The organism is Citrobacter sp. LST-B2, from assembly GCF_057983045.1.
In genome coordinates, this window is sequence record NZ_CP192598.1 from 855354 (window position 1) to 881551 (window position 26198).

General features: G+C 53.7%; 24 protein-coding genes. 22 read left to right on the forward strand and 2 right to left on the reverse strand.

All coding sequences use genetic code 11. The features are described 5' to 3' along the window. Positions 1–219: 219 nt before the first annotated feature. The 4 genes from ACQ0PY_RS04190 to speB all read left to right on the forward strand — a co-directional run bounded on the left by ACQ0PY_RS04190 (position 220) and on the right by speB (position 3637). A complete protein-coding gene (locus tag ACQ0PY_RS04190; protein ID WP_269460499.1) occupies positions 220–363 on the forward strand; it encodes a hypothetical protein in 144 nt (47 codons plus the stop codon). A 93-nt stretch (positions 364–456) separates the two neighbouring features. Beyond that, complete coding sequence (yqgB, locus tag ACQ0PY_RS04195) at positions 457–588, forward strand: acid stress response protein YqgB (protein ID WP_043001726.1); 132 nt, start codon at positions 457–459, stop codon at positions 586–588. Between the two features lie 8 nt (positions 589–596). Further along, positions 597–2573, forward strand: coding sequence for a biosynthetic arginine decarboxylase (speA, locus tag ACQ0PY_RS04200; protein ID WP_042998051.1), 1977 nt, complete (start codon positions 597–599; stop codon positions 2571–2573). A gap of 143 nt (positions 2574–2716) precedes the next feature. Next, on the forward strand, positions 2717–3637 hold the full coding sequence (gene speB / locus ACQ0PY_RS04205) for an agmatinase (protein ID WP_002434404.1): 921 nt from the start codon (positions 2717–2719) through the stop codon (positions 3635–3637). A 196-nt stretch (positions 3638–3833) separates the two neighbouring features. Here the strand turns inward: speB and loiP are convergent, their stop codons facing one another. After that, positions 3834–4592: a metalloprotease LoiP gene (gene loiP / locus ACQ0PY_RS04210; protein ID WP_042998049.1), complete on the reverse strand. Its 759-nt coding sequence runs from the start codon at positions 4590–4592 to the stop codon at positions 3834–3836. A 278-nt stretch (positions 4593–4870) separates the two neighbouring features. On the opposite strand from loiP, the gene tkt reads away from it, so the two are divergent. From tkt to fbaA, 10 genes are all read left to right on the forward strand, one after another. Then, positions 4871–6862 (forward strand): transketolase, encoded by a 1992-nt coding sequence (gene tkt, locus ACQ0PY_RS04215; RefSeq protein ID WP_042998048.1) that lies wholly within the window; start codon positions 4871–4873, stop codon positions 6860–6862. A 318-nt stretch (positions 6863–7180) separates the two neighbouring features. Further along, positions 7181–7624 carry a PTS mannitol transporter subunit IIA gene (cmtB, locus tag ACQ0PY_RS04220; protein ID WP_042998047.1) on the forward strand — a complete coding sequence of 148 codons (444 nt, stop codon included), beginning with the start codon at positions 7181–7183 and terminating at the stop codon, positions 7622–7624. A gap of 27 nt (positions 7625–7651) precedes the next feature. Further along, the gene (locus ACQ0PY_RS04225) at positions 7652–9031 is read left to right on the forward strand and encodes a PTS mannitol transporter subunit IIBC (RefSeq protein WP_042998046.1); all 1380 of its coding nucleotides are present in this window, start codon (positions 7652–7654) and stop codon (positions 9029–9031) included. A gap of 23 nt (positions 9032–9054) precedes the next feature. Further along, positions 9055–10332 (forward strand): zinc-binding dehydrogenase, encoded by a 1278-nt coding sequence (locus ACQ0PY_RS04230; protein WP_109739856.1) that lies wholly within the window; start codon positions 9055–9057, stop codon positions 10330–10332. Continuing rightward, on the forward strand, positions 10329–11300 hold the full coding sequence (gene glpX / locus ACQ0PY_RS04235) for a class II fructose-bisphosphatase (protein ID WP_090049065.1): 972 nt from the start codon (positions 10329–10331) through the stop codon (positions 11298–11300). The genes ACQ0PY_RS04230 and glpX overlap by 4 nt, the downstream gene beginning before the upstream one ends. A gap of 15 nt (positions 11301–11315) precedes the next feature. Then, on the forward strand, positions 11316–11825 hold the full coding sequence (locus ACQ0PY_RS04240) for an MltR family transcriptional regulator (protein WP_042998043.1): 510 nt from the start codon (positions 11316–11318) through the stop codon (positions 11823–11825). Continuing rightward, positions 11822–12532 carry a nucleoside/nucleotide kinase family protein gene (locus tag ACQ0PY_RS04245; protein ID WP_044255644.1) on the forward strand — a complete coding sequence of 237 codons (711 nt, stop codon included), beginning with the start codon at positions 11822–11824 and terminating at the stop codon, positions 12530–12532. The genes ACQ0PY_RS04240 and ACQ0PY_RS04245 overlap by 4 nt, the downstream gene beginning before the upstream one ends. Before the next feature lie 287 nt (positions 12533–12819). Continuing rightward, the gene (epd, locus tag ACQ0PY_RS04250; protein WP_042998041.1) at positions 12820–13839 is read left to right on the forward strand and encodes an erythrose-4-phosphate dehydrogenase; all 1020 of its coding nucleotides are present in this window, start codon (positions 12820–12822) and stop codon (positions 13837–13839) included. Positions 13840–13890: 51 nt separating this feature from the next. Beyond that, positions 13891–15054, forward strand: a complete 1164-nt coding sequence (pgk, locus tag ACQ0PY_RS04255) for a phosphoglycerate kinase (RefSeq protein ID WP_109739857.1) — start codon at positions 13891–13893, stop codon at positions 15052–15054. Between the two features lie 90 nt (positions 15055–15144). After that, positions 15145–16224 carry a class II fructose-bisphosphate aldolase gene (gene fbaA, locus ACQ0PY_RS04260; RefSeq protein WP_042998040.1) on the forward strand — a complete coding sequence of 360 codons (1080 nt, stop codon included), beginning with the start codon at positions 15145–15147 and terminating at the stop codon, positions 16222–16224. Between the two features lie 96 nt (positions 16225–16320). Here the strand turns inward: fbaA and ACQ0PY_RS04265 are convergent, their stop codons facing one another. Beyond that, positions 16321–17226 (reverse strand): carbamate kinase, encoded by a 906-nt coding sequence (locus ACQ0PY_RS04265; RefSeq protein ID WP_042998039.1) that lies wholly within the window; start codon positions 17224–17226, stop codon positions 16321–16323. 335 nt (positions 17227–17561) lie between these two features. Here ACQ0PY_RS04265 and ACQ0PY_RS04270 point away from each other — a divergent pair, with 335 nt between their 5' ends. From ACQ0PY_RS04270 to ACQ0PY_RS04305, 8 genes are all read left to right on the forward strand, one after another. After that, the gene (locus ACQ0PY_RS04270; RefSeq protein WP_042998038.1) at positions 17562–18785 is read left to right on the forward strand and encodes an MFS transporter; all 1224 of its coding nucleotides are present in this window, start codon (positions 17562–17564) and stop codon (positions 18783–18785) included. A 12-nt stretch (positions 18786–18797) separates the two neighbouring features. Next, a complete protein-coding gene (locus ACQ0PY_RS04275) occupies positions 18798–20459 on the forward strand; it encodes an acyl-CoA synthetase FdrA (RefSeq protein ID WP_042998037.1) in 1662 nt (553 codons plus the stop codon). 15 nt (positions 20460–20474) lie between these two features. Further along, positions 20475–21737: a YlbE family protein gene (locus ACQ0PY_RS04280; protein WP_042998036.1), complete on the forward strand. Its 1263-nt coding sequence runs from the start codon at positions 20475–20477 to the stop codon at positions 21735–21737. A 100-nt stretch (positions 21738–21837) separates the two neighbouring features. Further along, positions 21838–22665 carry an oxamate carbamoyltransferase subunit AllH family protein gene (locus ACQ0PY_RS04285; RefSeq protein WP_044264824.1) on the forward strand — a complete coding sequence of 276 codons (828 nt, stop codon included), beginning with the start codon at positions 21838–21840 and terminating at the stop codon, positions 22663–22665. Further along, on the forward strand, positions 22622–23557 hold the full coding sequence (allS, locus tag ACQ0PY_RS04290; protein WP_042998034.1) for an HTH-type transcriptional activator AllS: 936 nt from the start codon (positions 22622–22624) through the stop codon (positions 23555–23557). Before ACQ0PY_RS04285 ends, allS begins: the two co-directional genes overlap by 44 nt. A 125-nt stretch (positions 23558–23682) precedes the next feature. Continuing rightward, entirely contained in the window at positions 23683–24543 is an 861-nt protein-coding gene (locus tag ACQ0PY_RS04295; RefSeq protein WP_042998033.1) for a small-conductance mechanosensitive channel MscS, read from the forward strand. Positions 24544–24687: 144 nt separating this feature from the next. Next, positions 24688–25323, forward strand: a complete 636-nt coding sequence (argO, locus tag ACQ0PY_RS04300) for an arginine exporter ArgO (protein ID WP_043001725.1) — start codon at positions 24688–24690, stop codon at positions 25321–25323. A gap of 116 nt (positions 25324–25439) precedes the next feature. Next, the gene (locus ACQ0PY_RS04305) at positions 25440–26183 is read left to right on the forward strand and encodes an oxidative stress defense protein (protein ID WP_042998032.1); all 744 of its coding nucleotides are present in this window, start codon (positions 25440–25442) and stop codon (positions 26181–26183) included. The last annotated feature ends 15 nt before the right edge of the window (positions 26184–26198 follow it).

A 26198-nucleotide genomic window follows, 5' to 3' on the forward strand; every position in this document is an offset into this window, starting at 1 on the left:
ATGTTGAAAACATGAGGGGAAATTTTTACAAACACTGCTGACAATCTGCGCATTTATGTTTTGCTTTTTCATTCTGTTGTCGGTATAAAACGCGGCGCGCGGCTCATACAAAAAGCACACGACGTTTTCTTCGTGTCGCCACTTCCAGCCGGGTTAAAACGTTAGCTTTGGCTTGTGGGTGCGTTCCTGATGGAGCGACCATGGAGGTGATAAGAGATAATGAACCGTTGTATTTTGCTGAATCTGTCGCACCGTTCTGGTGTGCGTATGTCCTCCACAATTTGCATCTCTGCTTTGCATACCTGCCGATGTTATACCCATCTCGGCGCTTCTCAGGACTCCAGAGCCGGTAACTGGCACTAAGGACTGAACAAGGGCGCTCTTGTGGAAACAAGAGTTTTCTCGTGGTTTCGCCGAACCGTCATACGTAAGTTCGGTTACGTGTTTTACAATGATATGAAAAAGAAACCGGTCGCGCAGGCGGAGTACCAGCACTTTCTGCTGGAAAATCCGACTGTTTATGGGTTGTTATCGCCTCTTCGGATTGCGATAGTAGTCAACTGTTTTACACTTGTTAATAAAATTTGAGGTTCGCTATGTCTGACGACATGTCTTTGGGTTCGCCTTCGTCAGCAGGCGAACAGGGTGTACTACGCTCCATGCAGGAGGTTGCAATGAGCTCCCAGGAAGCCAGCAAGATGCTGCGTACTTACAATATTGCCTGGTGGGGCAATAACTACTATGACGTCAATGAGTTGGGTCACATTAGCGTGTGCCCGGACCCTGACGTCCCCGAAGCGCGCGTCGATCTCGCTAAGCTGGTGAAAGCACGTGAAGCGCAAGGGCAACGCCTGCCGGCGCTGTTTTGCTTCCCGCAGATCCTGCAACACCGCCTGCGCTCTATTAACGCGGCGTTCAAACGCGCGCGTGAGTCGTACGGTTATAACGGTGACTATTTCCTGGTTTACCCCATCAAGGTTAACCAGCATCGTCGCGTCATCGAATCCTTAATCCATTCTGGCGAACCGCTGGGTCTGGAAGCCGGTTCCAAAGCGGAACTGATGGCGGTCCTGGCGCATGCCGGGATGACCCGTTCGGTAATTGTGTGTAACGGCTATAAAGACCGTGAGTACATTCGCCTGGCGCTGATTGGCGAGAAGATGGGCCATAAAGTCTATCTGGTCATCGAGAAGATGTCGGAAATCGCCATTGTGCTGGATGAAGCCGAACGTCTGAACGTCATTCCGCGTTTGGGCGTGCGTGCGCGTCTGGCTTCGCAGGGGTCTGGCAAATGGCAGTCCTCCGGCGGCGAAAAATCCAAATTTGGCCTGGCGGCAACGCAGGTTCTGCAACTGGTGGAAACGCTGCGTGAAGCCGGGCGTCTCGATAGTTTGCAACTGCTGCATTTCCACCTTGGTTCGCAGATGGCGAATATCCGTGATATCGCCACCGGTGTGCGTGAGTCTGCCCGTTTCTATGTTGAGCTGCATAAGCTCGGCGTCAACATTCAGTGCTTCGATGTGGGCGGCGGCTTGGGTGTTGACTACGAAGGAACCCGCTCGCAGTCTGACTGCTCGGTGAACTACGGCCTGAACGAATACGCCAACAACATTATCTGGGCGATTGGCGATGCCTGCGAAGAAAATGGTCTGCCGCATCCGACGGTGATCACCGAGTCCGGTCGTGCGGTGACCGCGCACCACACGGTGCTGGTGTCCAACATCATCGGCGTTGAGCGTAACGAATATACCGTGCCTGTTGCTCCGGCTGACGACGCGCCGCGCGCGCTGCAAAGCATGTGGGAAACCTGGCAGGAGATGCACGAGCCGGGCACCCGTCGCTCGCTGCGCGAATGGCTGCACGACAGCCAGATGGATTTGCACGATATCCACATCGGATACTCCTCCGGCACTTTCAGCCTGCAGGAACGTGCTTGGGCGGAACAGCTTTATCTGAGCATGTGTCACGAAGTGCAGAAACAGCTGGATCCGCAAAACCGCGCGCATCGTCCGATCATTGATGAACTGCAAGAGCGTATGGCGGACAAAATGTACGTCAACTTCTCGCTGTTCCAGTCAATGCCGGATGCGTGGGGGATCGATCAGCTGTTCCCGGTCCTGCCGCTGGAAGGACTGGATCAGGTACCTGAACGTCGTGCGGTTCTGTTGGACATCACTTGTGATTCCGACGGCGCTATCGATCACTACATCGACGGCGATGGCATTGCGACCACCATGCCGATGCCAGAGTACGATCCGGATAACCCGCCGATGCTCGGTTTCTTTATGGTCGGCGCATATCAGGAGATCCTCGGCAACATGCACAACCTGTTTGGCGATACCGAAGCGGTGGACGTGTTTGTCTTCCCGGACGGTAGTGTAGAAGTTGAGCTGTCGGATGAAGGGGATACCGTGGCGGACATGCTGCAATATGTGCAGTTGGATCCGAAAACGCTGCTGACACACTTCCGCGATCAGGTGAAACAAACCGGCCTGGACGATGCGCTGCAGCAGCAGTTCCTCGAAGAGTTCGAAGCGGGTCTGTACGGCTATACGTATCTTGAAGATGAATAATGGCTGATGCCCGGACGACTTGAACCTGGGCAATTAAGCAGCGATAATTTACTCAATTACTGTGTTTACGAATCAAACCCTTTCTCGTCGGGCCTAACGACGCGGGAGGGTTTTTTTATATTGACGAATATGAGGTTTTTGCCATGAGCACCTTAGGTCATCAGTACGATAACTCCCTGGTTTCAAACGCCTTTGGTTTCCTGCGTTTGCCAATGAATTTCCAGCCGTATGACAGCGATGCCGACTGGGTGATCACTGGCGTGCCGTTTGACATGGCGACGTCCGGTCGCGCGGGCGGACGTCACGGCCCGGCGGCGATCCGTCAGGTGTCAACGAATCTGGCCTGGGAACACAACCGCTTCCCGTGGAATTTCGACATGCGTGAGCGTCTGAACGTGGTGGACTGCGGCGACCTGGTTTACGCTTTTGGCGACGCGCGTGAAATGAGTGAAAAACTGCAGGCGCACGCCGAGAAACTGCTGGCAGCCGGTAAACGGATGCTCTCTTTTGGCGGCGACCACTTTGTGACGCTGCCGCTGCTGCGCGCGCACGCGAAACACTTTGGCAAAATGGCGCTGGTCCATTTCGATGCCCACACCGACACTTATGCGAATGGCTGTGAGTTCGACCATGGCACCATGTTCTACACTGCGCCGAACGAAGGGTTGATCGATCCGAATCACTCCGTGCAGATCGGCATTCGTACAGAATTCGACAAAGACAACGGCTTTACCGTGCTGGACGCCTGCCAGGTGAACGATCGCGGCGTTGATGACATCATCGCTCAGGTGAAACAGATTGTCGGCGACATGCCGGTCTATCTGACCTTTGATATCGACTGCCTGGATCCGGCATTCGCGCCGGGGACCGGTACGCCAGTGATTGGCGGTCTGACTTCCGATCGCGCCATCAAGCTGGTGCGCGGCCTGAAAGATCTGAACATCGTAGGGATGGACGTGGTGGAAGTGGCGCCGGCTTACGATCAGTCAGAAATCACCGCCCTGGCGGCGGCAACGCTGGCGCTGGAGATGCTGTACATTCAGGCAGCGAAGAAAGGCGAGTAACGGGTTTCGGGCTATTTTACTCGCCATTTTGAACCCGGGCAGTGCTCGCCATCCTCACGTACTCCGTGTACGCTCCGGTGGCTGTGCGCTGTCCAGGCTCAAACTGGCTTCGCCAATAACGCCCGGTCACCGGACTAAATTTGTAGTTCTGTAGGCCGGATAAGGCGCTTACGCCATCATCCGGCACGCTTGAATGTTACTTAATCCCGTCTGCTTTCATACGATCGCGAATATGTTGCGCACGTTCTGCGGAGGCCGGGTGATCGTCAAACATTGAGCTTTGACGACCTTCTTCCAGTTTCGCCAGTTTTTCGAAGCTGGTGGCAAGACCCGCCGGGCTGATACCGCGTTTGCGCAACAAATCGTACGAGTAGTCGTCCGCTTCCGCTTCCTGACGCTGGGAGAACTGCGAGTTCACCAGTTTTTCCCCCAGATCGCCGAGCTGTGATTGCGACAGGCTGCCGACGATCCCACCCGCTGAGGCTGCGGCTGCACGAACGGCGTTAGTGCCCAGCGCCACCTGCATACCTTTCTTCACGTGTCCGAGCGCAACGTGACCCATTTCATGGCCAATCACTGCTTCGACTTCGTTGTCCGTCATCATGTCCATCAGGCCGCTATAGACACGAATACAGCCGTTCGCCATCGCGAAGGCATTCACGTCTTTCGCCATGTAGACCTTGTAGTTGACCGCTTGTCCGTTGATGTTATCGCCGAGCGCCGTGGCGATTTTGTTCAGGCGCTTCGCGTACTCGCTGCCGGCTGGCGCGATAGTCGCTTTACCATCCATTTCCGTACAGGCCTGGTTGCTTAACGCGATAACCTGCGTGTCGCTCAGACTGTAGGCTTGAAAAGCCTCGGCCCCTGAGGAGAGCAGTCCATTGGAATTCATATTCTGGCAGCCGGTCAACACCGTCGCCATGCCCATAGCAAGCAGTAACGCGCGAATCTTCATGTTTTTTCTTCCACACGAAATGAGGATTGTTCTAAAAGTGCGCGATTTACAGATGAATCCGCGCTCTCGCTAAGTATAAAGAAAAGAACAACAAGCGGGCGAGCAGATTGCGCAACATGCGAGTGTGATCCGGAGATTTCTGAAGCGGCAAAAGGATGCTCCATGTACATGACACGCGGCTTGGGTTACATTGTTGGCACTTTTTTCCGGCGTAGCCCAAAACGCGCTGTCGTCAAGTCGTTGCGGGTATGGCCTTCATCATCCGATCTGGAGTCAAAATGTCCTCACGTAAAGAGCTTGCCAATGCTATTCGTGCGCTGAGCATGGACGCAGTACAGAAAGCCAAATCCGGTCATCCGGGTGCCCCGATGGGTATGGCTGACATTGCCGAAGTCCTGTGGCGTGATTTCCTGAACCACAACCCGAGCAACCCGTCCTGGGCCGATCGTGACCGTTTCGTACTGTCTAACGGCCACGGCTCCATGTTGATTTACAGCCTGCTGCACCTCACCGGTTACGATCTGCCGATGTCTGAGCTGCAGAACTTCCGTCAGCTGCATTCCAAAACTCCGGGCCACCCGGAAGTGGGTTACACCGCCGGTGTGGAAACCACTACCGGTCCGCTGGGTCAGGGTATTGCGAACGCGGTCGGTATGGCTATCGCTGAAAAAACACTGGCTGCACAGTTTAACCGTCCGGGCCATGACATCGTTGACCACTACACCTATGCGTTCATGGGCGACGGCTGCATGATGGAAGGTATCTCTCACGAGGTATGCTCTCTGGCCGGTACGCTGAAGCTGGGCAAACTGGTTGCGTTCTACGATGACAACGGTATCTCTATCGACGGTCACGTTGAAGGCTGGTTCACTGACGACACCGCTAAACGTTTTGAAGCCTATGGCTGGCACGTTGTGCGCGGCGTAGATGGTCACGATGCTGACGCGATCAAACGTGCAGTCGAAGAAGCACGTGCCGTCACTGACAAACCGTCCCTGCTGATGTGCAAAACCATCATCGGTTTCGGTTCCCCGAACAAAGCGGGTACCCACGACTCCCACGGCGCGCCGCTGGGCGACGCAGAAATCGCACTGACCCGCGAACAGTTGGGCTGGAAATACGCGCCGTTCGAAATCCCGTCTGAAATCTACGCTCAGTGGGATGCGAAAGAAGCCGGTCAGGCGAAAGAGTCTGCCTGGAACGAGAAATTTGCCGCCTACGCGAAAGCCTTCCCGCAGGAAGCAGCTGAGTTCACCCGTCGTATGAAAGGTGAAATGCCGTCTGATTTCGACGCAAAAGCGAACGAGTTTATTGCTAAGCTGCAGGCTAATCCGGCGAAAATCGCCAGCCGTAAAGCGTCTCAGAATGCGATCGAAGCGTTTGGTCCGTTGCTGCCAGAATTCCTCGGCGGCTCTGCTGACCTGGCGCCGTCTAACCTGACGCTGTGGTCGGGTTCTAAAGCGATCAATGAAGATGCTGCCGGTAACTATATCCATTACGGCGTACGCGAATTCGGTATGACCGCGATTGCCAACGGTATCTCCCTGCACGGTGGTTTCCTGCCGTACACCTCCACCTTCCTGATGTTCGTGGAATATGCCCGTAACGCGGTACGCATGGCTGCGCTGATGAAACAGCGTCAGGTGATGGTTTACACCCACGACTCCATCGGTCTGGGCGAAGATGGCCCGACTCACCAGCCGGTAGAGCAGGTGGCTTCTCTGCGCGTCACGCCGAACATGAGCACCTGGCGTCCATGTGACCAGGTTGAATCCGCCGTGGCGTGGAAGTACGGCGTTGAGCGTCAGGACGGCCCGACCGCGCTGATCCTCTCCCGTCAGAACCTGGCACAGCAGGAACGTACTGAAGAGCAACTGGCGAACATCGCGCGCGGTGGCTACGTATTGAAAGATTGTGCAGGCCAGCCTGAGCTTATCTTCATCGCGACCGGTTCTGAAGTTGAGCTGGCGGTTGCCGCATGGGACAAACTGACCGCAGAAGGCGTGAAAGCGCGCGTGGTCTCCATGCCATCTACTGACGCGTTCGACAAGCAGGATGCGGCTTACCGTGAATCCGTACTGCCGAAAGCGGTTACCGCTCGCGTGGCAGTGGAAGCCGGTATCGCTGACTACTGGTTCAAGTACGTGGGTCTGAACGGCGCGATCGTCGGCATGACCACCTTCGGTGAATCTGCTCCGGCAGAGCTGCTGTTCGAAGAGTTCGGCTTCACCGTCGACAACGTTGTCGCGAAAGCAAAAGCACTGCTGTAATCATCATTACAACAGTCTCTAACGGGTCGCTTCGGCGGCCCGTTATCATCTGGGACGGTATTTATTTTCACTCAGGCAAGGGGTTATTGTCGATCCGCTTCACAAAACTGACATTTTGTGTATTACCAAAATTGTAATGTGAGTCACATAATTGCTCTTGCTATTTTTATTTTTATTTGTAATTTGTTGTTTTTTAATGATTTAAATTATTCCCCCTTTTCCCTGTCTCTGTTTTCCCCTCGATTGCTTTCATTTTGCCGCACGCGTATTTTGTTTTTAGCGAGACGCTGTACCCTAAAAATAAAATAAGGACAATTTATGCGGTTGATTGACTATTTTCCTGAAGCTTCTATTTCAATAAAAGCGGTGGCAAAGAACTGGCAGGAAGCTATTGATTTTTCCATGGCATCGTTGCTGGCAAATCATTATGTGAATGCCAATTATATCCAGGCTATAAAAGATTCGACGATCAACAATGGTCCTTATTATATTCTGGCTCCCGGTGTGGCGATGCCTCATGCTCGTCCGGAATGCGGCGCGCTAAAAACAGGCATGTCATTAACGCTACTTAAACAGGAAGTACAATTTGCCGACGATGACGAACCCGTAAAATTACTTATTGGGTTATCAGCGGCAAATGCCGATTCACATATCGGCGCTATCCAGGCTTTAAGCGAACTATTATGTGAAGAGGAAAACCTCGCAGCATTATTTGCTGCTAAATCAGAAAAACAGCTGGCGGATATTATCGCCCGCGCATAATCATTTTCTCCTCGACAGGATATTATCATGGAACACAAGTCTGCTCGTGCAAAGGTCCAGGCTTTTGGGGGATTTTTGACTGCAATGGTCATCCCTAATATCGGTGCTTTTATTGCCTGGGGTTTTATTACTGCATTATTTATTCCGACAGGGTGGATGCCCAATGAGCATTTCGCCAAAATAGTCGGTCCGATGATTACCTATTTATTACCCGTTATGATTGGCTCCACCGGTGGACATCTGGTGGGTGGGAAGCGCGGGGCGGTGATGGGGGGGATCGGTACCATCGGCGTGATTATTGGCGCAGATATCCCGATGTTCCTCGGTTCCATGATTATGGGGCCACTGGGTGGTCTGGTGATTAAATACATTGACCGACTGCTGGACCAGCGTATTCCCGCAGGCTTTGAGATGGTGATTAATAACTTCTCATTAGGCATTGCCGGAATGATGTTGTGCCTGCTGGGGTTTGAAGTCATTGGCCCGGCGGTCCTCATTGCCAATAACTTTGTGAAAGAGTGTATTGAATCACTGGTACATGCAGGTTATCTACCGCTACTTTCATTAATTAATGAACCTGCGAAAATCCTCTTTCTGAATAATGCCATCGATCAGGGGGTCTATTATCCGCTGGGAATGCAGCAAGCCTCGGAGACAGGAAAATCCATCTTTTTCATGGTGGCCTCAAACCCTGGCCCCGGTTTAGGTTTACTGCTGGCGTTTACCTTCTTTGGTAAAGGGATGGCGAAGAAATCTGCACCCGGCGCCATGATTATCCATTTTCTGGGCGGCATTCACGAACTCTACTTCCCGTACGTGCTGATGAAGCCACTGACCCTGGTGGGCATGATTGCCGGGGGAATGAGCGGAACATGGGTGTTTAACCTGTTAGGCGGTGGCCTGGTTGCGGGTCCGAGCCCAGGGTCGATTTTCGCTTACCTGGCATTGACGCCAAAAGGCTCTTTCCTGGCCACGATTGCGGGCGTCACGGCGGGAACCGTAGTGACTTTTATCATCACCTCATTGATCCTGAAAATGGAAAGAAATGGTCTGGCCGAGAGTGAAGAGACGTTCAGTGATTCCGCCAAAGCTGTCAAAGCCATGAAGCAGGAAGGCAGTTTTTCATATCGCCATGTCAAACGTATCGCCTTTGTGTGTGATGCGGGAATGGGGTCCAGTGCGATGGGGGCAACGACGTTTCGTAAGCGCCTGGAAAAAGCCGGGTTGTCTATCGATGTCAAACATTACGCCATCGAAAATGTCCCTGACGATGCCGATATTATCGTGACGCACGCCAGTCTTGAGGGCCGCGTTAAACGAGTCAGTCATAAGCCTCTGGTGTTGATTAAAAATTATATTGGCGACCCGCTGCTTGACGATTTATTTAATCACTTAACGTCGAATTAGCATTTCTGGTTCCTGGAGTTAATATGAAAACGAAAGTGGCTGCAATATATGGCAAACAAGATGTGCGTATCCGTGAGTTTGAATTACCTGAAATTACGGATAATGAACTGTTAGTCAGCGTGATTTCCGACAGCGTATGTTTATCTACCTGGAAGGCCGCGACATTAGCCAGTGAACATAAACGTGTTCCTGATGATCTGGAAAATCATCCGGTGATTACCGGTCACGAATGTGCCGGGATCATTGTTGAAGTAGGTAAAAATTTAACCGGGAAATATAAAAAAGGGCAACGTTTTGTTTTACAACCCGCAATGGGATTGCCCAGCGGTTATTCCGCAGGATACAGCTACGAATATTTCGGTGGTAATGCCACGTATATGATTATCCCTGAAATTGCGATAAATCTGGGTTGCGTATTGCCATACCACGGTTCTTATTTTGCGGCCGCCTCGCTGGCGGAACCGATGTGTTGCATCATTGGTGCCTATAAGGCGAATTATCATACGACGCCTTATGTGTATAAGCACCGAATGGGGATTAAGCCCGGCGGCAATATTGCGCTTTTAGCCTGCGCCGGGCCAATGGGGATCGGTGCGATTGATTATGCCATTAACGGCGGGATCCAACCGGCACGCGTGGTGGTGGTGGATATTGATGAAACGCGTCTGGAGCAGGCTAAAAAACTCCTGCCGGTCGAACTGGCCGCACGCAAGGGAATCGAACTCACCTATGTGAATTCGTCCGGTATGGCCGACCCCGCGACGCAACTGCGCGAATTAACGGGCGGAGCCGGGTTCGATGACGTTTTTGTCTATGCCGCCGTGCCAGCCGTCGTGGAGATGGCTGACGATCTTCTGGCAGAAGATGGCTGTCTGAACTTCTTTGCCGGTCCGACGGATAGCCGTTTCAAGGTGCCGTTTAATTTCTACAACGTGCATTACAATAGCACTCACGTAGTCGGAACCTCTGGCGGTTCCACTGAGGACATGAAAGAGGCGATTGCACTGAGTGCGACGGGGCAGCTTCAGCCATCGTTTATGGTGACCCATATTGGTGGTCTCGATGCGGTGCCCGATACCGTTCTGAATTTGCCGGATATTCCAGGCGGCAAGAAGCTTATCTATAACGGTGTGACGATGCCGCTGACGGCAATTGCTGATTTCGCTGAGAAAGGCAAAACCGATCCGTTATTCAGAGAACTGGCACGTCTTGTGGAGGAGACACACGGAATCTGGAATGAGAAAGCAGAAAAGTATCTGCTGGCGCAGTTTGGCGTGGATATCGGGGAGGCGGCGGCATGAAGTCGTTGGCATGGCCGCTGTTTCGCATCACGGAGCAGGCAGCGCTGGCTGCCTGGCCGCAAACCGGCTGCGGCGATAAGAACAAAATAGATGGACTGGCAGTGAGTGCGATGCGCACGGCCTTGAATGACATCGCTATTCGCGGGCGCATCGTCATTGGTGAGGGCGAGATTGATCACGCGCCGATGCTGTGGATTGGCGAAGAGGTTGGCAGCGGCAGCGGGCCAGAGGTTGATATCGCGGTCGATCCTATTGAAGGCACCCGGATGGTTGCGATGGGGCAGAGCAATGCGCTGGCGGTGATGGCGTTTGCGCCGCGGGGAAGCTTGTTACATGCCCCTGATATGTACATGAAAAAGCTGGTTGTTAACCGGCAGGCGAAAGGGGTGATTAACCTGGCGCGGCCCCTGGCGGATAATTTGCGTCAGGTGGCGAAAGCGCTGGGCAAACCGCTGGATCGACTGCGCATGGCCACGCTGGATAAACCGCGGCTTCAGCCAGCGATTGCCGAAGCCACGCAGTTGGGGGTGAAAGTCTTTGCCCTGTCTGATGGTGATGTGGCCGCCAGTGTTCTGGCCTGTTTGCAGGATAACCCTTATGACCTGATGTATACCATTGGCGGTGCACCAGAAGGCGTGATTTCCGCCTGTGCGGTGAAAGCGTTGGGGGGGGATATGCAGGCCGAGCTAATCGATTTTTGTGAAGCGAAAGGCGACACCGAAGAGCATCGTCTTATCGCCGCCCAGGAGCGCCAGCGCTGCGCGGAAATGGGCGTCGAGGTCAATCGGATCTATACGCTCGACGAACTGGTAGCGGGACATGACGTCCTCTTCAGCGCGACCGGAGTGACCGGCGGCGATCTTGTGAATGGGATCCAACAGGTTGCAAAGGGGGTGCGTACGCAAACTTTACTGATCGGCGGCGCGGATCGAACGTGTAATATAATAGACTCTCTGCATTCATGGTGATTGATCGGGAAACAAATGACGACGCTGACAGAAGACGATGTGCTGGAGCAACTGGATGCTCAAAATAACTTACTTTCGTTTATGACGACGGCACATTCCATTTTGCTACAGGGCATTAAGCGCTTTCTGCCGTCGCTATTTGTCGATAACGATGAAGAGATTGTGGAATATGCAGTGAAGCCGTTACTTGCCCAGAGTGGGCCGCTTGATGATATTGACGTTGCGCTGCGCCTGATTTATGCGCTGGGAAAAATGGATAAATGGCTTTATGCCGATATTACGCATTTTTCGCAGTTTTATCAGTACGTCAGCGAACGGGATGAGATCCCGGGATTTGCCGATGACATCACCTGGGATTTTATCAGCAACGTCAACAGTATTACCCGCAATACGACCTTATATAGTGCGCTGGAGTCGATGAAATTTGCCGATTTTGCGGCGTGGTCTGAGGTGCGTTTTTCCGGAATGGTCAAGACGGCAATGACGCTGGCGGTAACGTCAATTTTAAAGGAATTAACACCGTGAAAATCGGACTGATGGTCAACGGGTTGCGGGTTGAAGCCCATTATCATGATGATGAGATAGAGAACGTTCATAAGCCGTTATTACAGCACCTGGCGAACGTCCATTCCGCGAACGCCAGACGACGCACCGTTGTGTTTCTGAGTGCGCCGCCCGGGACCGGAAAATCCACACTGACCACGTTTTGGGAGTGGCTTTCTCGTCAGGAGCCCTCTTTGCCGGCGATCCAAACGCTCCCGATGGATGGTTTCCATCATTACAATGACTGGCTGGACACGCACCATCTGCGTGCGTACAAAGGAGCGCCAGAGACGTTTGACGTTGAAAAACTGGCGCAGAATCTGCGACAGATTAGAGAAGGCGAAGGAACCTGGCCGCAATATGATCGGCAAAAACACGATCCGGTCGAAGACGCGATTGTGGTGAGCACGCCGATTGTCATTGTGGAAGGAAACTGGCTGCTGCGGGATGACGAGAGATGGCGGGCGCTGGCGGCGTTCTGCGATTTTTCCCTGTTTATTCGCGCGCCAGCGGAGGCCCTGCGTGCGCGACTGGTGGGGCGCAAGCTGGCTGGAGGATTATCGCCAGCCGATGCCGAGGCGTTTTACGAACGCACAGACGGACCGAATGTTGAGCGAGTGCTGCGCGAAAGTCGTCCTGCGAGTCTACTACTGGAGATGAACGCCACTGGGGAATACCGTCTCGCCTGATGATAAATTATTCCAGCTAAGGTGTGATGATTATTACGGTTTACTGGAATAATTACCCCCGTTTACAGCGGGTAAAATGTGATGCAGGTCATATAGCTGGCTTAATCGTCTGGACAATCGTTCCTTTTATTCCCCGTTTCGCTTATTCTAGCTGAAGCGTTTCAGTCGATTAAATGTTCGACAAATAATCAATCAGTCGCAGTTTGCGACAGGTAAGGTTCCCCTGAACGATGCGCTGGATTACTCTGTCAGCCACATCTGAATCGGGATAGCCTTGCAGGAGATCTATGACCGTACGCGTAGCGATTAATGGCTTCGGTCGCATCGGACGTAATGTGGTTCGTGCTTTATATGAATCCGGACGTCGGGCGGAAATCACCGTGGTGGCAATCAATGAACTGGCGGATGCTTCAGGCATGGCGCATTTGTTGAAATATGACACCAGCCATGGACGTTTTGCATGGGACGTTCGCCAGGAGCGCGAGCAGCTCATAGTTGGCGACGACGCGATTCGCATTCTGCATGAGTCTTCGCTTGAGGCGCTTCCGTGGCGCGAGCTCGGCGTTGATATCGTGCTGGACTGTACGGGCGTCTACGGGAACCGCGAACACGGCGAGGCGCATATCGCCGCTGGCGCGAAGAAAGTGCTCTTTTCACATCCTGGCAGCAACGATCTCGACGCCACAGTGGTATTTGGCGTCAATCAGGATCAACTGCGCGCGGACCACCGCATCGTCTCCAATGCTTCGTGTACCACGAATTGTATTATTCCCATTATCAAATTATTGGATGATGCCTATGGCATAGAGTCCGGTACGGTGACGACCATTCACTCCGCGATGCACGACCAGCAGGTGATTGATGCGTACCATTCTGACCTGCGTCGGACGCGCGCGGCGAGTCAGTCGATCATTCCGGTCGATACCAAACTGGCGGCAGGTATCACCCGAATTTTCCCGCAGTTTAACGATCGTTTTGAAGCGATTGCGGTGAGGGTACCGACGATAAACGTCACGGCAATCGACTTAAGCGTTACGGTGATGAAGCCCGTAAAAGCCAATGAAGTCAACCAGTTGCTGCAAAAAGCGGCACAAGGTGCATTTCATGATATAGTTGACTATACGGAATTACCGTTGGTCTCCGTCGATTTTAATCACGACCCGCATAGCGCCATTGTTGATGGTACACAAACGCGGGTCAGTGGCGCGCACCTTATTAAGACACTGGTCTGGTGTGACAATGAATGGGGCTTTGCTAACAGAATGCTCGACACCACGTTAGCGATGGCTGCAAAAGGTTTCAGGTAGGGCGCAAGGGCGTCTGCAAAACTTTATCAAGAATCAACGAGAGGATTCACCATGTCTGTAATCAAGATGACCGATTTGGATCTTGCTGGTAAACGTGTTTTTATCCGTGCGGATCTGAACGTACCAGTTAAAGAAGGGAAAGTGACCAGCGATGCGCGTATCCGTGCTTCTCTGCCGACCATCGAACTGGCCCTGAAACAAGGCGCTAAAGTGATGGTGACTTCCCACCTGGGTCGTCCTACCGAAGGCGAGTACAACGAAGAATTCTCTCTGCTGCCGGTTGTTAATTACCTGAAAGACAAACTGTCTAACCCGGTTCGCCTGGTAAAAGATTACCTCGACGGCGTTGAAGTCGCTGCCGGTGAGCTGGTGGTGCTGGAAAACGTTCGCTTCAACAAAGGCGAGAAGAAAGACGACGAAGCGCTGTCCAAAAAATACGCTGCGCTGTGTGATGTGTTCGTGATGGACGCATTTGGTACGGCTCACCGTGCACAGGCTTCCACTCACGGTATCGGCAAATTTGCTGACGTCGCATGTGCCGGTCCGCTGCTGGCTGCAGAACTGGATGCGCTGGGTAAAGCGCTGAAAGAGCCAGCTCGTCCGATGGTCGCTATCGTGGGCGGTTCTAAAGTTTCCACCAAACTGACCGTTCTGGATTCCCTGTCCAAAATCGCTGATCAGCTGATCGTTGGCGGCGGCATCGCGAACACCTTCGTTGCCGCTCAGGGCCACAATGTGGGCAAATCCCTGTACGAAGCAGATCTGGTTGACGAAGCCAAACGTCTGCTGACTACGTGCGATATCCCGGTTCCGACTGACGTTCGCGTCGCGACCGAGTTCTCTGAAAGCGCTGCCGCCACGCTGAAATCCGTCAACGACGTGAAAGAAGACGAGCAGATCCTGGATATCGGCGACGCTTCTGCACAGCAGCTGGCTGAAATCCTGAAGAATGCAAAAACCATTCTGTGGAACGGCCCGGTTGGCGTGTTTGAATTCCCGAACTTCCGTAAAGGAACTGAAATCGTAGCTAACGCAATTGCTGACAGCAACGCGTTCTCTATTGCAGGCGGCGGTGACACGCTGGCGGCTATCGACCTGTTCGGTATTGCTGACAAAATCTCCTACATCTCCACTGGCGGCGGCGCATTCCTCGAATTCGTGGAAGGTAAAGTTCTGCCTGCAGTAGCGATGCTCGAAGAGCGCGCTAAGAAGTAAGACACTCATGGGCAGGGAAACCTGCCCAATTTTCAGCGGGCTTAAGTGGCACGCACCCCTTTCCAAGGCCGAAGATACAGGACTCGTAACATGTCTAAAATTTTTGATTTCGTAAAACCTGGCGTTATCACCGGTGATGACGTACAGAAAGTTTTCCAGGTAGCAAAAGAAAACAACTTCGCTCTGCCAGCAGTTAACTGCGTCGGTACCGACTCTATCAACGCCGTTCTGGAAACCGCTGCAAAAGTTAAAGCGCCGGTTATCGTACAGTTCTCCAACGGTGGCGCTGCGTTCATCGCGGGTAAAGGCGTGAAAACTGACGTTCCTCAGGGTGCGGCAATCCTGGGCGCGATCTCTGGTGCGCACCACGTACATCAGATGGCTGAGCACTACGGTGTTCCGGTTATCCTGCACACTGACCACTGCGCGAAGAAACTGCTGCCGTGGATCGACGGTCTGCTGGACGCAGGTGAAAAACACTTCGCGGCGACCGGTAAACCGCTGTTCTCTTCTCACATGATCGACCTGTCTGAAGAGTCACTGGAAGAGAATATCGAAATCTGCTCCAAATACCTGGCGCGCATGTCCAAAATGGGCATGACCCTGGAAATCGAACTGGGTTGCACCGGTGGTGAAGAAGATGGTGTGGACAACAGCCACATGGACGCTTCTGCCCTGTACACCCAGCCGGAAGACGTGGATTACGCGTACACCGAGCTGAGCAAAATCAGCCCGCGTTTCACTATCGCGGCTTCTTTCGGTAACGTACACGGCGTCTACAAGCCGGGTAACGTGGTTCTGACCCCGACCATCCTGCGCGACTCTCAGGACTATGTTTCTAAGAAACACAACCTGCCGCACAACAGCCTGAACTTCGTCTTCCACGGTGGTTCCGGTTCTACCGCTCAGGAAATCAAAGACTCCGTAAGCTACGGTGTAGTCAAAATGAACATCGATACCGATACCCAATGGGCGACCTGGGAAGGTGTTCTGAACTACTACAAAGCGAATGAAGCGTATCTGCAGGGTCAGCTGGGCAACCCGAAAGGCGAAGATCAGCCGAACAAGAAATACTACGATCCGCGCGTATGGCTGCGTGCTGGCCAGACTTCCATGATCACGCGTCTGGAACAGGCTTTCAAAGAACTGAACGCAATTGACGTTCTGTAATCTGGTCCGCTGATTGTAAAAAGGCTTCCTTCGGGAAGCCTTTTTTGCGTGGTTGCCGGAGAATCTCGCCATCCGACAATGCCAAACGGCAGGGGGTTACTGCGTCACGCAGGTACCTTTCTCGCCTGTGAGTATCTGCGGTGCATCTTTCAGCGCGCCAATAAACGCCGAACGCCCGGTTTGCTTAACAAACTGGATCACCGCCGCCGCTTTTGGTCCCATTGCGCCATCCGGTGCCGCAAACGGCGCCAACTCTTCGGTTGTGACATGTCGTAACGCGCGCGCCTGTGGAGTACCCCAGTGTTCATAGACGGCATCGGCATCGGTCAGGATCAGCAGATGATCGGCGTTGATGGTATTCGCCAACACCGCAGCTGTCAGATCTTTGTCGATCACCGCTTCAGTTCCCACGTATCCGTTACCCTGAGCCACCACCGGAACGCCGCCACCGCCACAGCAAATCACCGTATGCCCTGCTTCCATCAGCATCTGGATGGCCTCGCCGTCGAGGATGTTTTGCGGTATCGGTGAGGGAACGACCCGTCGAATGTATTGTCCATCCGCCTTCATCGTCCAGCCATAGCGTTGTTCCAGTTCAGCTTGTTGATCCGGTTGATAGACGGGCCCTATGTACTTACCCGGAGCGGCAAACGCCTCATCCTGCGGGTCTACTTCTACCCGTGTCATCAGCGTGGTCACGGGGCAACCCCCCGTATTTTGCGTCAGCGCCTGGGCGATGGCGGCGCCAATCATTCCCTGGCTTTCAGCCACCAGTATATCCAGCGGCCAGGCGGGTGATTCCGTGTAGGCCGCGTTCTGCAACGCCAGCAACCCGACCTGAGGCCCGTTTCCGTGAACAATCACCAGTTGATAATCGCGAGCCAGCGTCGCTACCCGTTGCGCAAAAACCTGAATGCTGCGTTGTTGGTTTTCCGCACTCAATATCTCTCCGCGCTGTAATAATGCATTCCCACCCAGTGCAATGACCAGTTTCTTTTTCATTATGACCTCAATGTGAAAAATATCTCGTGGTCAAAATAACGTTCCGGTTTTTTTATAATGTGACTTATTCGACAGCTTATTGACTGATAAAAATAACGCGTTAATTAGGATTATTTTTAATTACTTTGTTTAAAATATTTAAAAAATGATTGTTAGACTTTTTTTAATAATGTTGCGGTCAGTTCCCAGGAATTTATAACAATGGATTTTGTGTGACTTTGCTCAAACGAAATGATGTCGCGTCCCGATATGGTGAGCAGAGTTAAAACATCAAGCCTCATCAATCGTCAGATAATATGAGGTGTTCAACGGTAAATATTACCGGGAGATTGCTTATGTCTGAATCATGTGAAGTGACTGAGGTCACGAAGAAAAAAGGAATACCGGCCTGGTGGGTGACCATTTTCCTGTTCTGGCTGGGGTGGATTTTCATGTACGCCGACCGGACGGTATTGAACCCGGTGATGGGCGAGCTGGAAAAAGAGTTTGGCCTAAGTGGAACGCAATTAGGCATTCTTAATTCTGTGTTTTATTTTTCTTATGCGTTATTACAGGTCCCGGCAGGAATACTGGGTGATAAAATCGGTAAGAAAAAAGTGCTGGTGCCTGGGTTTATTCTCTTTGGCGTTTTCACGGCCGTTACCGGTTGGGCAAAAAGTTGGTACACGCTGCTGTTTGCCCGCGTAGTCACGGGCGCGGGAGAAGGGACCTATTACGGTCCACAGTACGGCCTTTCTTCCGAGCAAATCCCTAAAAAATATCGCTCGCTCGGCAGCGCAATCATCAATAGCGGCATGGCCTTCGGTATTGCGCTGGGACTGATGACCTCAAGCTGGCTGGTGTACGATCAGGGCCATTCATGGCGGATGCCGTTCTACGCGATGGCGGTTCCTTCAGTACTGGTGGGGATTGCGATCTGGCTGTTTGTGAAAGAAAAGAAACGCACTGTAGATACCGACGGACAGCCGGTAAAAAAAGGCAAATTCAGCGATCTTCTGAAAAACCGCAACCTCGTTCTGACCTATATCATGGTGTTCTGTAGCCTGTTTGGTTTCTTCGTTATTCTGACCTGGCTTCCCTATTATCTGCAAAATGAACGTGGTATTGCCGGTAGCGAAACTGGATTTATCTCTTCGCTGGTCGCCTGGATTTCAATCCCCGGCGCGCTGTTATTCTCCAGCCTGTCTGACAAATTAGGTAAGCGCAAACCGTTAATTATGTTCCTCGTCCCGGTGGCGATCATCAGCATGCTGTCCATTGTCTGGATGCCAAACATGACTGGCGTGATTGTCGCCCTGTGTATTTACGGTCTCGTCGGCAAACTGGCACTGGATCCCGTGCTGGTTGCGCTGGTTGCCGATAGCGTTGATGAAAATAATTACAGCACCGCGTTTGGCTTATTTAATTTTATCGGCATGAGCTCATCTATTCTTGCTCCCATTATTGCTGGCGCGGCGCGCGATATTACGGGCAGCCTGGCATCCAGTTTTTATGTGTCAGCCATTCTGTTAGCGATTGGATTGGTTGCGATGCTGTTTTTGAAAGAAAAACGTACATAAGAGGTAGCGGTAATGATTTACGCCTTTATTAAAAAGGGAAGCTTTCAGGACTCCGTCAGCCTGATGATCATTTCCCGGAAATTAAGTGAGCGACCGGAAGTTGACCAGGTTTCCGTCATGATGGGAACGCCAGCGAATAAAGCGATGCTGGATTCTACGGGCTTCTGGCATGACGATTTTGTCGAGGCCACACCGAACGATATTTGTGTGGCGGTACGAACGCATGACGAGCAACCGGAGATCCTCGAATTAATCCGCGAACAGTTGGAAAAAGAGTTAAGCGCAATTGCCAGCGCCTCGGGCGGTTCACAGCAACTGCTGAAGGCGCGTCGCTGGGAGAGCGCGTGCCAGAAATTACCGCAGGCTAATCTGCTGCTGGTTTCGGTTGCCGGGGAGTATGCGGCCTCCGTAGCGAAAGAGGGGCTGTTGGCCGGTAAAAACGTGATGATGTTTTCCGATAACGTACCGCTTGAGCAGGAAGTTGAGCTGAAAACGTTGGCTCGCGAAAAAGGGCTGATTGTGATGGGGCCGGACTGCGGGACAGCGATGATTGCCGGTAGCCCACTGGCATTCGCGAACGTGTTGCCCGACGGTGGAATTGGTGTAATCGGGGCGTCCGGAACGGGCATTCAGGAGGTCACCTCTCAGATTGCGCTGCACCAACAGGGGATCAGCCATGCCATCGGTTTGGGGGGACGCGATCTGAGTGCGGAAGTGGGAGGCATCAGTGCGTTAACGGCGCTGGAGATGCTGGCTGCTGATGATGCCACGCGGGTGATCGCGTTTGTCTCTAAACCGCCGTCGCCGCAGGTCAGAACCCGCATTATCAATGCGATGCAAAAGGTCGGTAAACCGGTGGTCGCGCTCTTTCTCGGGAATAAACCGGAACAACGCTGTGAGGGGAATGTCTGGCTGGCGAATTCGCTCTCAGATGCCGCCCAACTGGCCGTGTTGCTGATGCGAGTGGCTCAGCAGCGCCTGATTCAACCCGAGGTGGCTGGCAAAGGCATTTATGGGCTGTATGCCGGCGGGACGCTCGCGGCTGAAGCGGCGATGTTGCTTTCGGCCGGGCTGGGTGTGCCAGTGAGTGAAAGCCACGCTGCTGGCGTCATGCTCGACGCGCAGGGCCATCGCATTGTCGATCTGGGAGATGACAGCTACACGTTGGGCAGACCACACCCGATGATTGACCCGACAACTCGCAGCATTGAAATCGAAAAGCTGGCAGCGATGCCGGACGTGGGCGTGCTGCTGCTGGATGTGGTGCTGGGCTATGGCGCCTGTGCTGATCCGGCGGGCGCCGTTGTTGAGGCTGTCGAGCAGGTTCGCGCAACGCGAAACGCGCCGCTGGTCACCATCGCCACCCTCACCGGAACCGATGCCGACCCACAGGGACGCAGTGGACAAACCGACATTCTGCGTGATGCAGGCATCGCCGTGGTGGAAACCCTGGAAGAGGCCGTGTTGCTCGCCATCAGCCTGACACATCATCAGGACTCTCGCCCATCCGTTGAACCTAACCCCTTGCTGGATGGCGTACAGGTGATCAATGCCGGACTGCGCAGCTTCGCGCTGGATCTGCAAAGCAGCGGCACGCCGGTTGTGCATTATCAGTGGGCGCCGATTGCCGGTGGCAATGCGCGTCTCGCCAGTTTACTCAAGCAGTTACATTAATTCAGAGGTACCGATATGTATTCATCAATTGCACAGGCCAACGACGCCATTATTGAACGCATCAAAGCCGCCCGCCCACATTGGGTCGCTGTCCGTCCTGCGAAAGAGGCGGTGGTTGAATTGTCCTCCGGGCGTAAATTGCTGCACGCCGGCCCGCCGATTGCCTGGGAAGAGATGACGGGGCCTATGCGCGGTGCCTGTATCGGCGCATCGCTGTTTGAGGGGTGGGCGGCCAGTGAAGAGGAAGCTGTCAGTCTCCTGAATCAGGGCGAAGTGGAATTTATCCCGTGCCACCATGTTGGCGCCGTCGGCCCGATGGGCGGTATCACCTCTGCAAACATGCCAGTGCTGGTCGTACGTGACGTGGTGCATGGCAATCAGTCCTGTTGCAACCTGAACGAAGGGATCGGCAAAGTCATGCGTTTCGGCGCCTACGGTGAGGATGTGCAGACGCGTCTGCGCTGGATGCGCGATACGCTGGCACCGGTGTTACAGGAGGCCTTGTCGCGCATGGAGAACGGCGTGGATCTGACGGCGATGATGGCTCAGGCGATTACGATGGGGGACGAATTCCATCAGCGTAATATCGCGGCCTCGTCGTTACTGCTGCGCACGCTATCCCCTGTGATCGCCGGTCTTGATCGTCCGAAAGCCGAAATCATTGAGGTGCTGCAGTTCCTGAGCGTGACCGATCAGTTCTTCCTTAACCTGGCGATGGCCTACAGCAAAGCGGTGATGGATGCGGCGGCAGTGATTAAAGCCGGTTCGGTGGTGACCGCAATGACGCGCAACGGGCGTGAGTTCGGGATTCGCGTCAGCGGCACCGGCGACCGTTGGTTTACCGCGCCAGTGAATACGCCGCAGGGCTTGTTCTTTACCGGCTACAGTCAGGCTGACGCTAACCCGGATATCGGTGATAGCGCCATTACCGAGACGCTGGGCATTGGTGGCGCAGCCATGATTGCTGCACCTGGTGTGACGCGTTTCGTCGGTGCGGGCGGTATGGGGGCCGCGCTGGAAACGTCCGAGGAGATGGCGGAAATCTACCTCGCCAACAACCCTTTGTTCCAGATCCCGTCCTGGGATTTCAAAGGGGCGTGTCTGGGGCTGGATATCCGTCGTGTCGTGGAAACGGGGATTACGCCGCTGATCAACACCGGTATCGCTCACCGCGAAGCCGGAATCGGCCAGGTTGGTGCGGGGACCGTACGTGCACCGCTGCTGTGCTTTGAAAAAGCGTTGGAAGCGCTGGCGGAAGAGCATCACATCACGGCGTAACAGAAATGCCCGGTGGCGCTAACGCTCACCGGGCCTACGGATCGGTGTCACTCGTGGGCCGGATAAGGTGGCGCCGCGATCCGGCATTTCGGAGTAACCTATGTTCATTCTCAATGCCCTGGCCTGCGCCGGGCTTTATCGACTTCCAGAGGGTGAATGGACGCTGCACAGTCGCTTCTCACAGGCGATCAATTTCAGCCATGCTAACGGCGAATTACTGACGTTATACCGCTACGGTAAAGGCATGGGGCCGACCGGCGTGCTGTTGAGTCGTGCACAGTTCTCCCGCCTGACGACGGTTTCACGCTTGTGCAAAACCGGGGATCTGCTGACCGGGCAGGGGGTGACCCTTCGCCCTCAGCGTCAGCTCAGGCTGCAACTGACTCCTTCTGCTATCGCACTGCTCGACCTGTCTTCCTGTGTTCAGCAAACCGGTCTGGGAGGCGCGCTCAACCAGCCACTCAATACCGTGGCGTGTTATCCGCAGATCGTCGCCGGGCTGGAGCGTTGGGCGAATGGCATCGCGCCAGACTGGCGCTGGCTGATTGGACGAGGTCCCGGACTCACGCCCAGCGGTGATGATATGCTTACGGGAATGCTGGCGGTCTTTATTGCAGCCGGGATACCGGTTCACCTTTTTTTACCCCCGGCGGATCAACTTGCGCAACTGACAACTTCGGTAAGCTGTAGCTATCTTAATAGTGCCAGAGTGGGCGAATTTTCGACGCCGGTGTTGGGGGTGATGCGCAGCTTGCAAACCGGGCGTGACGCAGGCCACGCACTGCGTCGTCTGCTCACGGTGGGGCACACCTCCGGCGCTGACATGGTGTTAGGGATTGCGCTGGCGCAACGCTGGTTGCTGATGGCTGACTCAAGGGGAAAGCATGCTCGATCAGGAAACAATACGTACATTTATTCGGGTAGCTGAGACGGAGAGTTTTTCCCGTGCGGCCAGCTCACTGCATAAAACGCCTGCGGCAATCAGTTACCGCATCAAAACGCTGGAAGAGCAGGTGGGTACGCAGCTCTTTTTACGAACCACGCGTTCCGTCAGCCTGACGTTGGCGGGACAGCATCTGCTCGAACATTGTCGCCAGTGGCTTAACTGGCTGGACGCCATGCCTGATGAGTTGCAGCAGATTAATGCGGGCGTTGAGCGTCAGGTTAATATTGTTATCAATAATTTGCTCTATCAGCCGCAGACGACCGCTGATTTACTGACGTGGCTGCATCAACAATTTCCCTTCACCCGTTTCCAGATCTCCCGCCAGGTCTATATGGGCGTGTGGGATTCGCTGCTGTATGACGACTATCAACTGGCGATTGGCGTGACCGGTTCCGAATCGTTGTCAAACAACATTTCACTGCTGCCACTGGGGGACATTAGCTGGCAGTTTGTGGTCGCGCAGAATCACCCGTTGGCCAGCCATCCGGCAACGGTGTTATCGGACGACATGCTGCGTCGCTACCCCGCCATCAATATTGAAGATACGTCGCGCACGCTCACCCGTCGCGTGGCCTGGCTGCTGAGCGGACAAAAGGAGATTAAGGTTCCGGATCTCAGCACCAAGCTGGCCTGTCACTTAAGTGGCCTGGGCGTCGGTTTTTTACCGGAACGTCTGTGTCGCCCTTACGTAGAATCCGGCGCACTGGTGGCTCGTTCGGTGGTGAATCCTCGCCAGCCGTCACCGCTTTCTATCGCCTGGAAGAATGCCGGAAGTGGAAAAGTGGTCAGCGAAATTGCCGCAATTTTTAAACAAAAACATGGGCTGGTGGGGGGATTTTTGCGGATGGTGGATCGTCCTGCAGAACGGCAATAGCCGTGATATCCAGAATTGAAACATAACGAAAATGGCATATTCACCCATTATTGTTTACCTTTAACGGGGTGTTTTCGTGAGATTGATCTCATTTGCTCTGATTTGTTATGACCAAGGAATATGTAATGGAAGATTTGAATGTTGTCGACAGCATCAACGGTGCGGGGAGCTGGCTGGTCCGCAACCAGGAATTGCTGTTGAGCTATGCCGTCAACATCGTGGCGGCAGTGGCCATTGTGATTGTCGGGATGATCGTGGCGCGTCTGGTGTCGAATACGGTTAATCGCCTGATGGTGGCGCGGCATATCGATGCTACCGTGGCAGACTTTCTTTCCGCGCTGGTGCGCTACGGAATTATTGCCTTCACGCTGATTGCCGCACTGGGTCGGGTAGGGGTACAGACGGCGTCGGTGATTGCGGTGCTCGGTGCCGCCGGTTTAGCGGTCGGTCTGGCGTTGCAGGGATCGTTGTCTAACCTTGCCGCAGGCGTTCTGCTGGTCATGTTCCGTCCGTTCCGTGCGGGTGAGTATGTGGATCTGGGCGGCGTTGCCGGGACGGTGCTGAATGTGCAGATTTTCTCCACCACCATGCGCACCGTGGACGGTAAAATTGTCGTCATCCCGAACGGTAAAATCATTGCCGGCAATATCATCAACTTTTCCCGTGAGCCGGTACGCCGTAATGAATTTATTATCAGCGTCGCTTACGACTCTGATATCGATAAGGTGAAACAGATCCTCACCGGGATTATCGAATCAGACGATCGCATTCTGAAAGATCGCGAAATGACGGTTCGTCTGAATGAGTTGGGCGCGTCGTCGATTAACTTTGTGGTGCGCGTCTGGAGCAACAGCGGCGATCTGCAAAACGTGTACTGGGACGTACTGGAGCGGATTAAGCGTGAATTTGATGCCGCTGGAATCAGCTTCCCGTATCCGCAGATGGACGTGAATTTCAAACGCGTGAAAGAAGTCACGGCAGAATAATGCTATGCCGGATGCGCATCGCAGCATCCGGCAAAATCCCCTCTTCATTAATTTCCCTAATCTACGATTAATATTATCCATTTCCGCTAATAATCATCCCGCGCTATAGTCTGCGCTATAGAGACAACACTCAGGATGATTACCGTGATATCGTATTATTTTCAAGGTCTTGCGCTTGGCGCAGCCATGATACTTCCGCTCGGCCCACAGAATGCGTTTGTGATGAATCAGGGGATACGTCGCCAGTATCACATCATGATTGCGCTCCTGTGCGCCATCAGCGATCTGTTGCTGATTTGCGCCGGGATTTTTGGCGGTAGCGCATTACTGATGCAGTCGCCGTGGTTGTTGGCGCTGGTCACCTGGGGCGGAGTGGCTTTTTTGCTGTGGTACGGTTTTGGCGCTTTAAAGACGGCAATGAGTAGCAATCTGGAACTGGCCAGCGCGGAAGTGATGAAGCAGGGACGCTGGAAGATCATCGCCACCATGCTGGCGGTGACATGGCTGAATCCGCACGTCTACCTGGATACATTCGTGGTGCTTGGCAGTCTGGGCGGACAACTGGATGTCGAACCCAAACGCTGGTTCGCGCTCGGCACCGTCAGTGCCTCCTTCCTGTGGTTCTTCGGCCTGGCGCTGCTGGCGGCGTGGCTCGCGCCGCGACTGCGTACCGCAAAAGCGCAGCGGATTATCAATACGCTGGTGGGGCTGGTGATGTGGTTCATCGCTTTTCAACTGGCAAAAGAAGGCGTTGCGCATGTTCACGCCTTGTTCAATTAAGAGCCAGTCCATTAGCGCTCTAAGCGTTGTCTGATGGACAACACACTATTTCGCGCTAAGCTTGCCTGCATGCGCCCTGAAATTTGGGGCAACTCACGTAACATGGAGGAGCGACAGTGAAGTTCAAAGTGATGGCCCTGGCGGCATTAGTGGGATTCAGTGCAATGTCGGTGCAGGCAGGCGAATTGCCTGACGGACCGCACATCGTGACTTCCGGGACGGCAAGCGTGGACGCTGCACCTGATATTGCCACGCTGGCAATCGAGGTTAATGTTGCGGCGAAAGACGCTGCGACGGCGAAGAAACAGGCTGATGAGCGCGTTGCGCAATACCTTTCTTTCCTTGAGCAAAATCAGATCGCGAAAAAAGACATTAGTTCGGCGAACCTGCGCACCCAACCGGATTACGATTATCAGAACGGCAAAAGCGTTCTGAAAGGGTATCGTGCGGTGCGTACTGTCGAAGTGACGCTGCGTCAGTTAGATAAACTCAACCCACTGCTGGACGGCGCGCTGAAAGCGGGGCTGAACGAAATTCGTTCCGTTTCGTTGGGTGTGGCGCAACCGGATGCTTATAAAGACAAAGCGCGTAAAGCAGCGATTGATGATGCAATTCACCAGGCGCAGGAACTGGCGGCCGGTTTTAACAGCAAACTGGGTCCGGTTTACAGCGTGCGCTACCATGTCTCGAACTATCAGCCAAGCCCGATGGTGCGGATGATGAAAGCGGACGCGGCACCGGTGTCAGCGCAGGAAACGTACGAGCAGGCGGCGATTCAGTTTGATGATCAGGTCGATGTGGTGTTCCAGTTGGAACCTGCGGCGGGTCAACAATCTGCGGCAACCGCCAAAGCGCAATAACCTTCCAGGCCGGAT

What these genes read in the sequence shown, in the direction of transcription:
- ACQ0PY_RS04190 (WP_269460499.1), top strand. Translation starts at nt 220, where the DNA reads ATGAACCGTTGTATTTTGCTGAATCTGTCGCACCGTTCTGGTGTGCGT.
- yqgB (WP_043001726.1), top strand. Translation starts at nt 457, where the DNA reads ATGAAAAAGAAACCGGTCGCGCAGGCGGAGTACCAGCACTTTCTGCTG.
- speA (WP_042998051.1), top strand. Translation starts at nt 597, where the DNA reads ATGTCTGACGACATGTCTTTGGGTTCGCCTTCGTCAGCAGGCGAACAG.
- speB (WP_002434404.1), top strand. Translation starts at nt 2,717, where the DNA reads ATGAGCACCTTAGGTCATCAGTACGATAACTCCCTGGTTTCAAACGCC.
- loiP (WP_042998049.1), bottom strand. Translation starts at nt 4,592, where the DNA reads ATGAAGATTCGCGCGTTACTGCTTGCTATGGGCATGGCGACGGTGTTG.
- tkt (WP_042998048.1), top strand. Translation starts at nt 4,871, where the DNA reads ATGTCCTCACGTAAAGAGCTTGCCAATGCTATTCGTGCGCTGAGCATG.
- cmtB (WP_042998047.1), top strand. Translation starts at nt 7,181, where the DNA reads ATGCGGTTGATTGACTATTTTCCTGAAGCTTCTATTTCAATAAAAGCG.
- ACQ0PY_RS04225 (WP_042998046.1), top strand. Translation starts at nt 7,652, where the DNA reads ATGGAACACAAGTCTGCTCGTGCAAAGGTCCAGGCTTTTGGGGGATTT.
- ACQ0PY_RS04230 (WP_109739856.1), top strand. Translation starts at nt 9,055, where the DNA reads ATGAAAACGAAAGTGGCTGCAATATATGGCAAACAAGATGTGCGTATC.
- glpX (WP_090049065.1), top strand. Translation starts at nt 10,329, where the DNA reads ATGAAGTCGTTGGCATGGCCGCTGTTTCGCATCACGGAGCAGGCAGCG.
- ACQ0PY_RS04240 (WP_042998043.1), top strand. Translation starts at nt 11,316, where the DNA reads ATGACGACGCTGACAGAAGACGATGTGCTGGAGCAACTGGATGCTCAA.
- epd (WP_042998041.1), top strand. Translation starts at nt 12,820, where the DNA reads ATGACCGTACGCGTAGCGATTAATGGCTTCGGTCGCATCGGACGTAAT.
- pgk (WP_109739857.1), top strand. Translation starts at nt 13,891, where the DNA reads ATGTCTGTAATCAAGATGACCGATTTGGATCTTGCTGGTAAACGTGTT.
- fbaA (WP_042998040.1), top strand. Translation starts at nt 15,145, where the DNA reads ATGTCTAAAATTTTTGATTTCGTAAAACCTGGCGTTATCACCGGTGAT.
- ACQ0PY_RS04265 (WP_042998039.1), bottom strand. Translation starts at nt 17,226, where the DNA reads ATGAAAAAGAAACTGGTCATTGCACTGGGTGGGAATGCATTATTACAG.
- ACQ0PY_RS04270 (WP_042998038.1), top strand. Translation starts at nt 17,562, where the DNA reads ATGTCTGAATCATGTGAAGTGACTGAGGTCACGAAGAAAAAAGGAATA.
- ACQ0PY_RS04275 (WP_042998037.1), top strand. Translation starts at nt 18,798, where the DNA reads ATGATTTACGCCTTTATTAAAAAGGGAAGCTTTCAGGACTCCGTCAGC.
- ACQ0PY_RS04280 (WP_042998036.1), top strand. Translation starts at nt 20,475, where the DNA reads ATGTATTCATCAATTGCACAGGCCAACGACGCCATTATTGAACGCATC.
- ACQ0PY_RS04285 (WP_044264824.1), top strand. Translation starts at nt 21,838, where the DNA reads ATGTTCATTCTCAATGCCCTGGCCTGCGCCGGGCTTTATCGACTTCCA.
- allS (WP_042998034.1), top strand. Translation starts at nt 22,622, where the DNA reads ATGCTCGATCAGGAAACAATACGTACATTTATTCGGGTAGCTGAGACG.
- ACQ0PY_RS04295 (WP_042998033.1), top strand. Translation starts at nt 23,683, where the DNA reads ATGGAAGATTTGAATGTTGTCGACAGCATCAACGGTGCGGGGAGCTGG.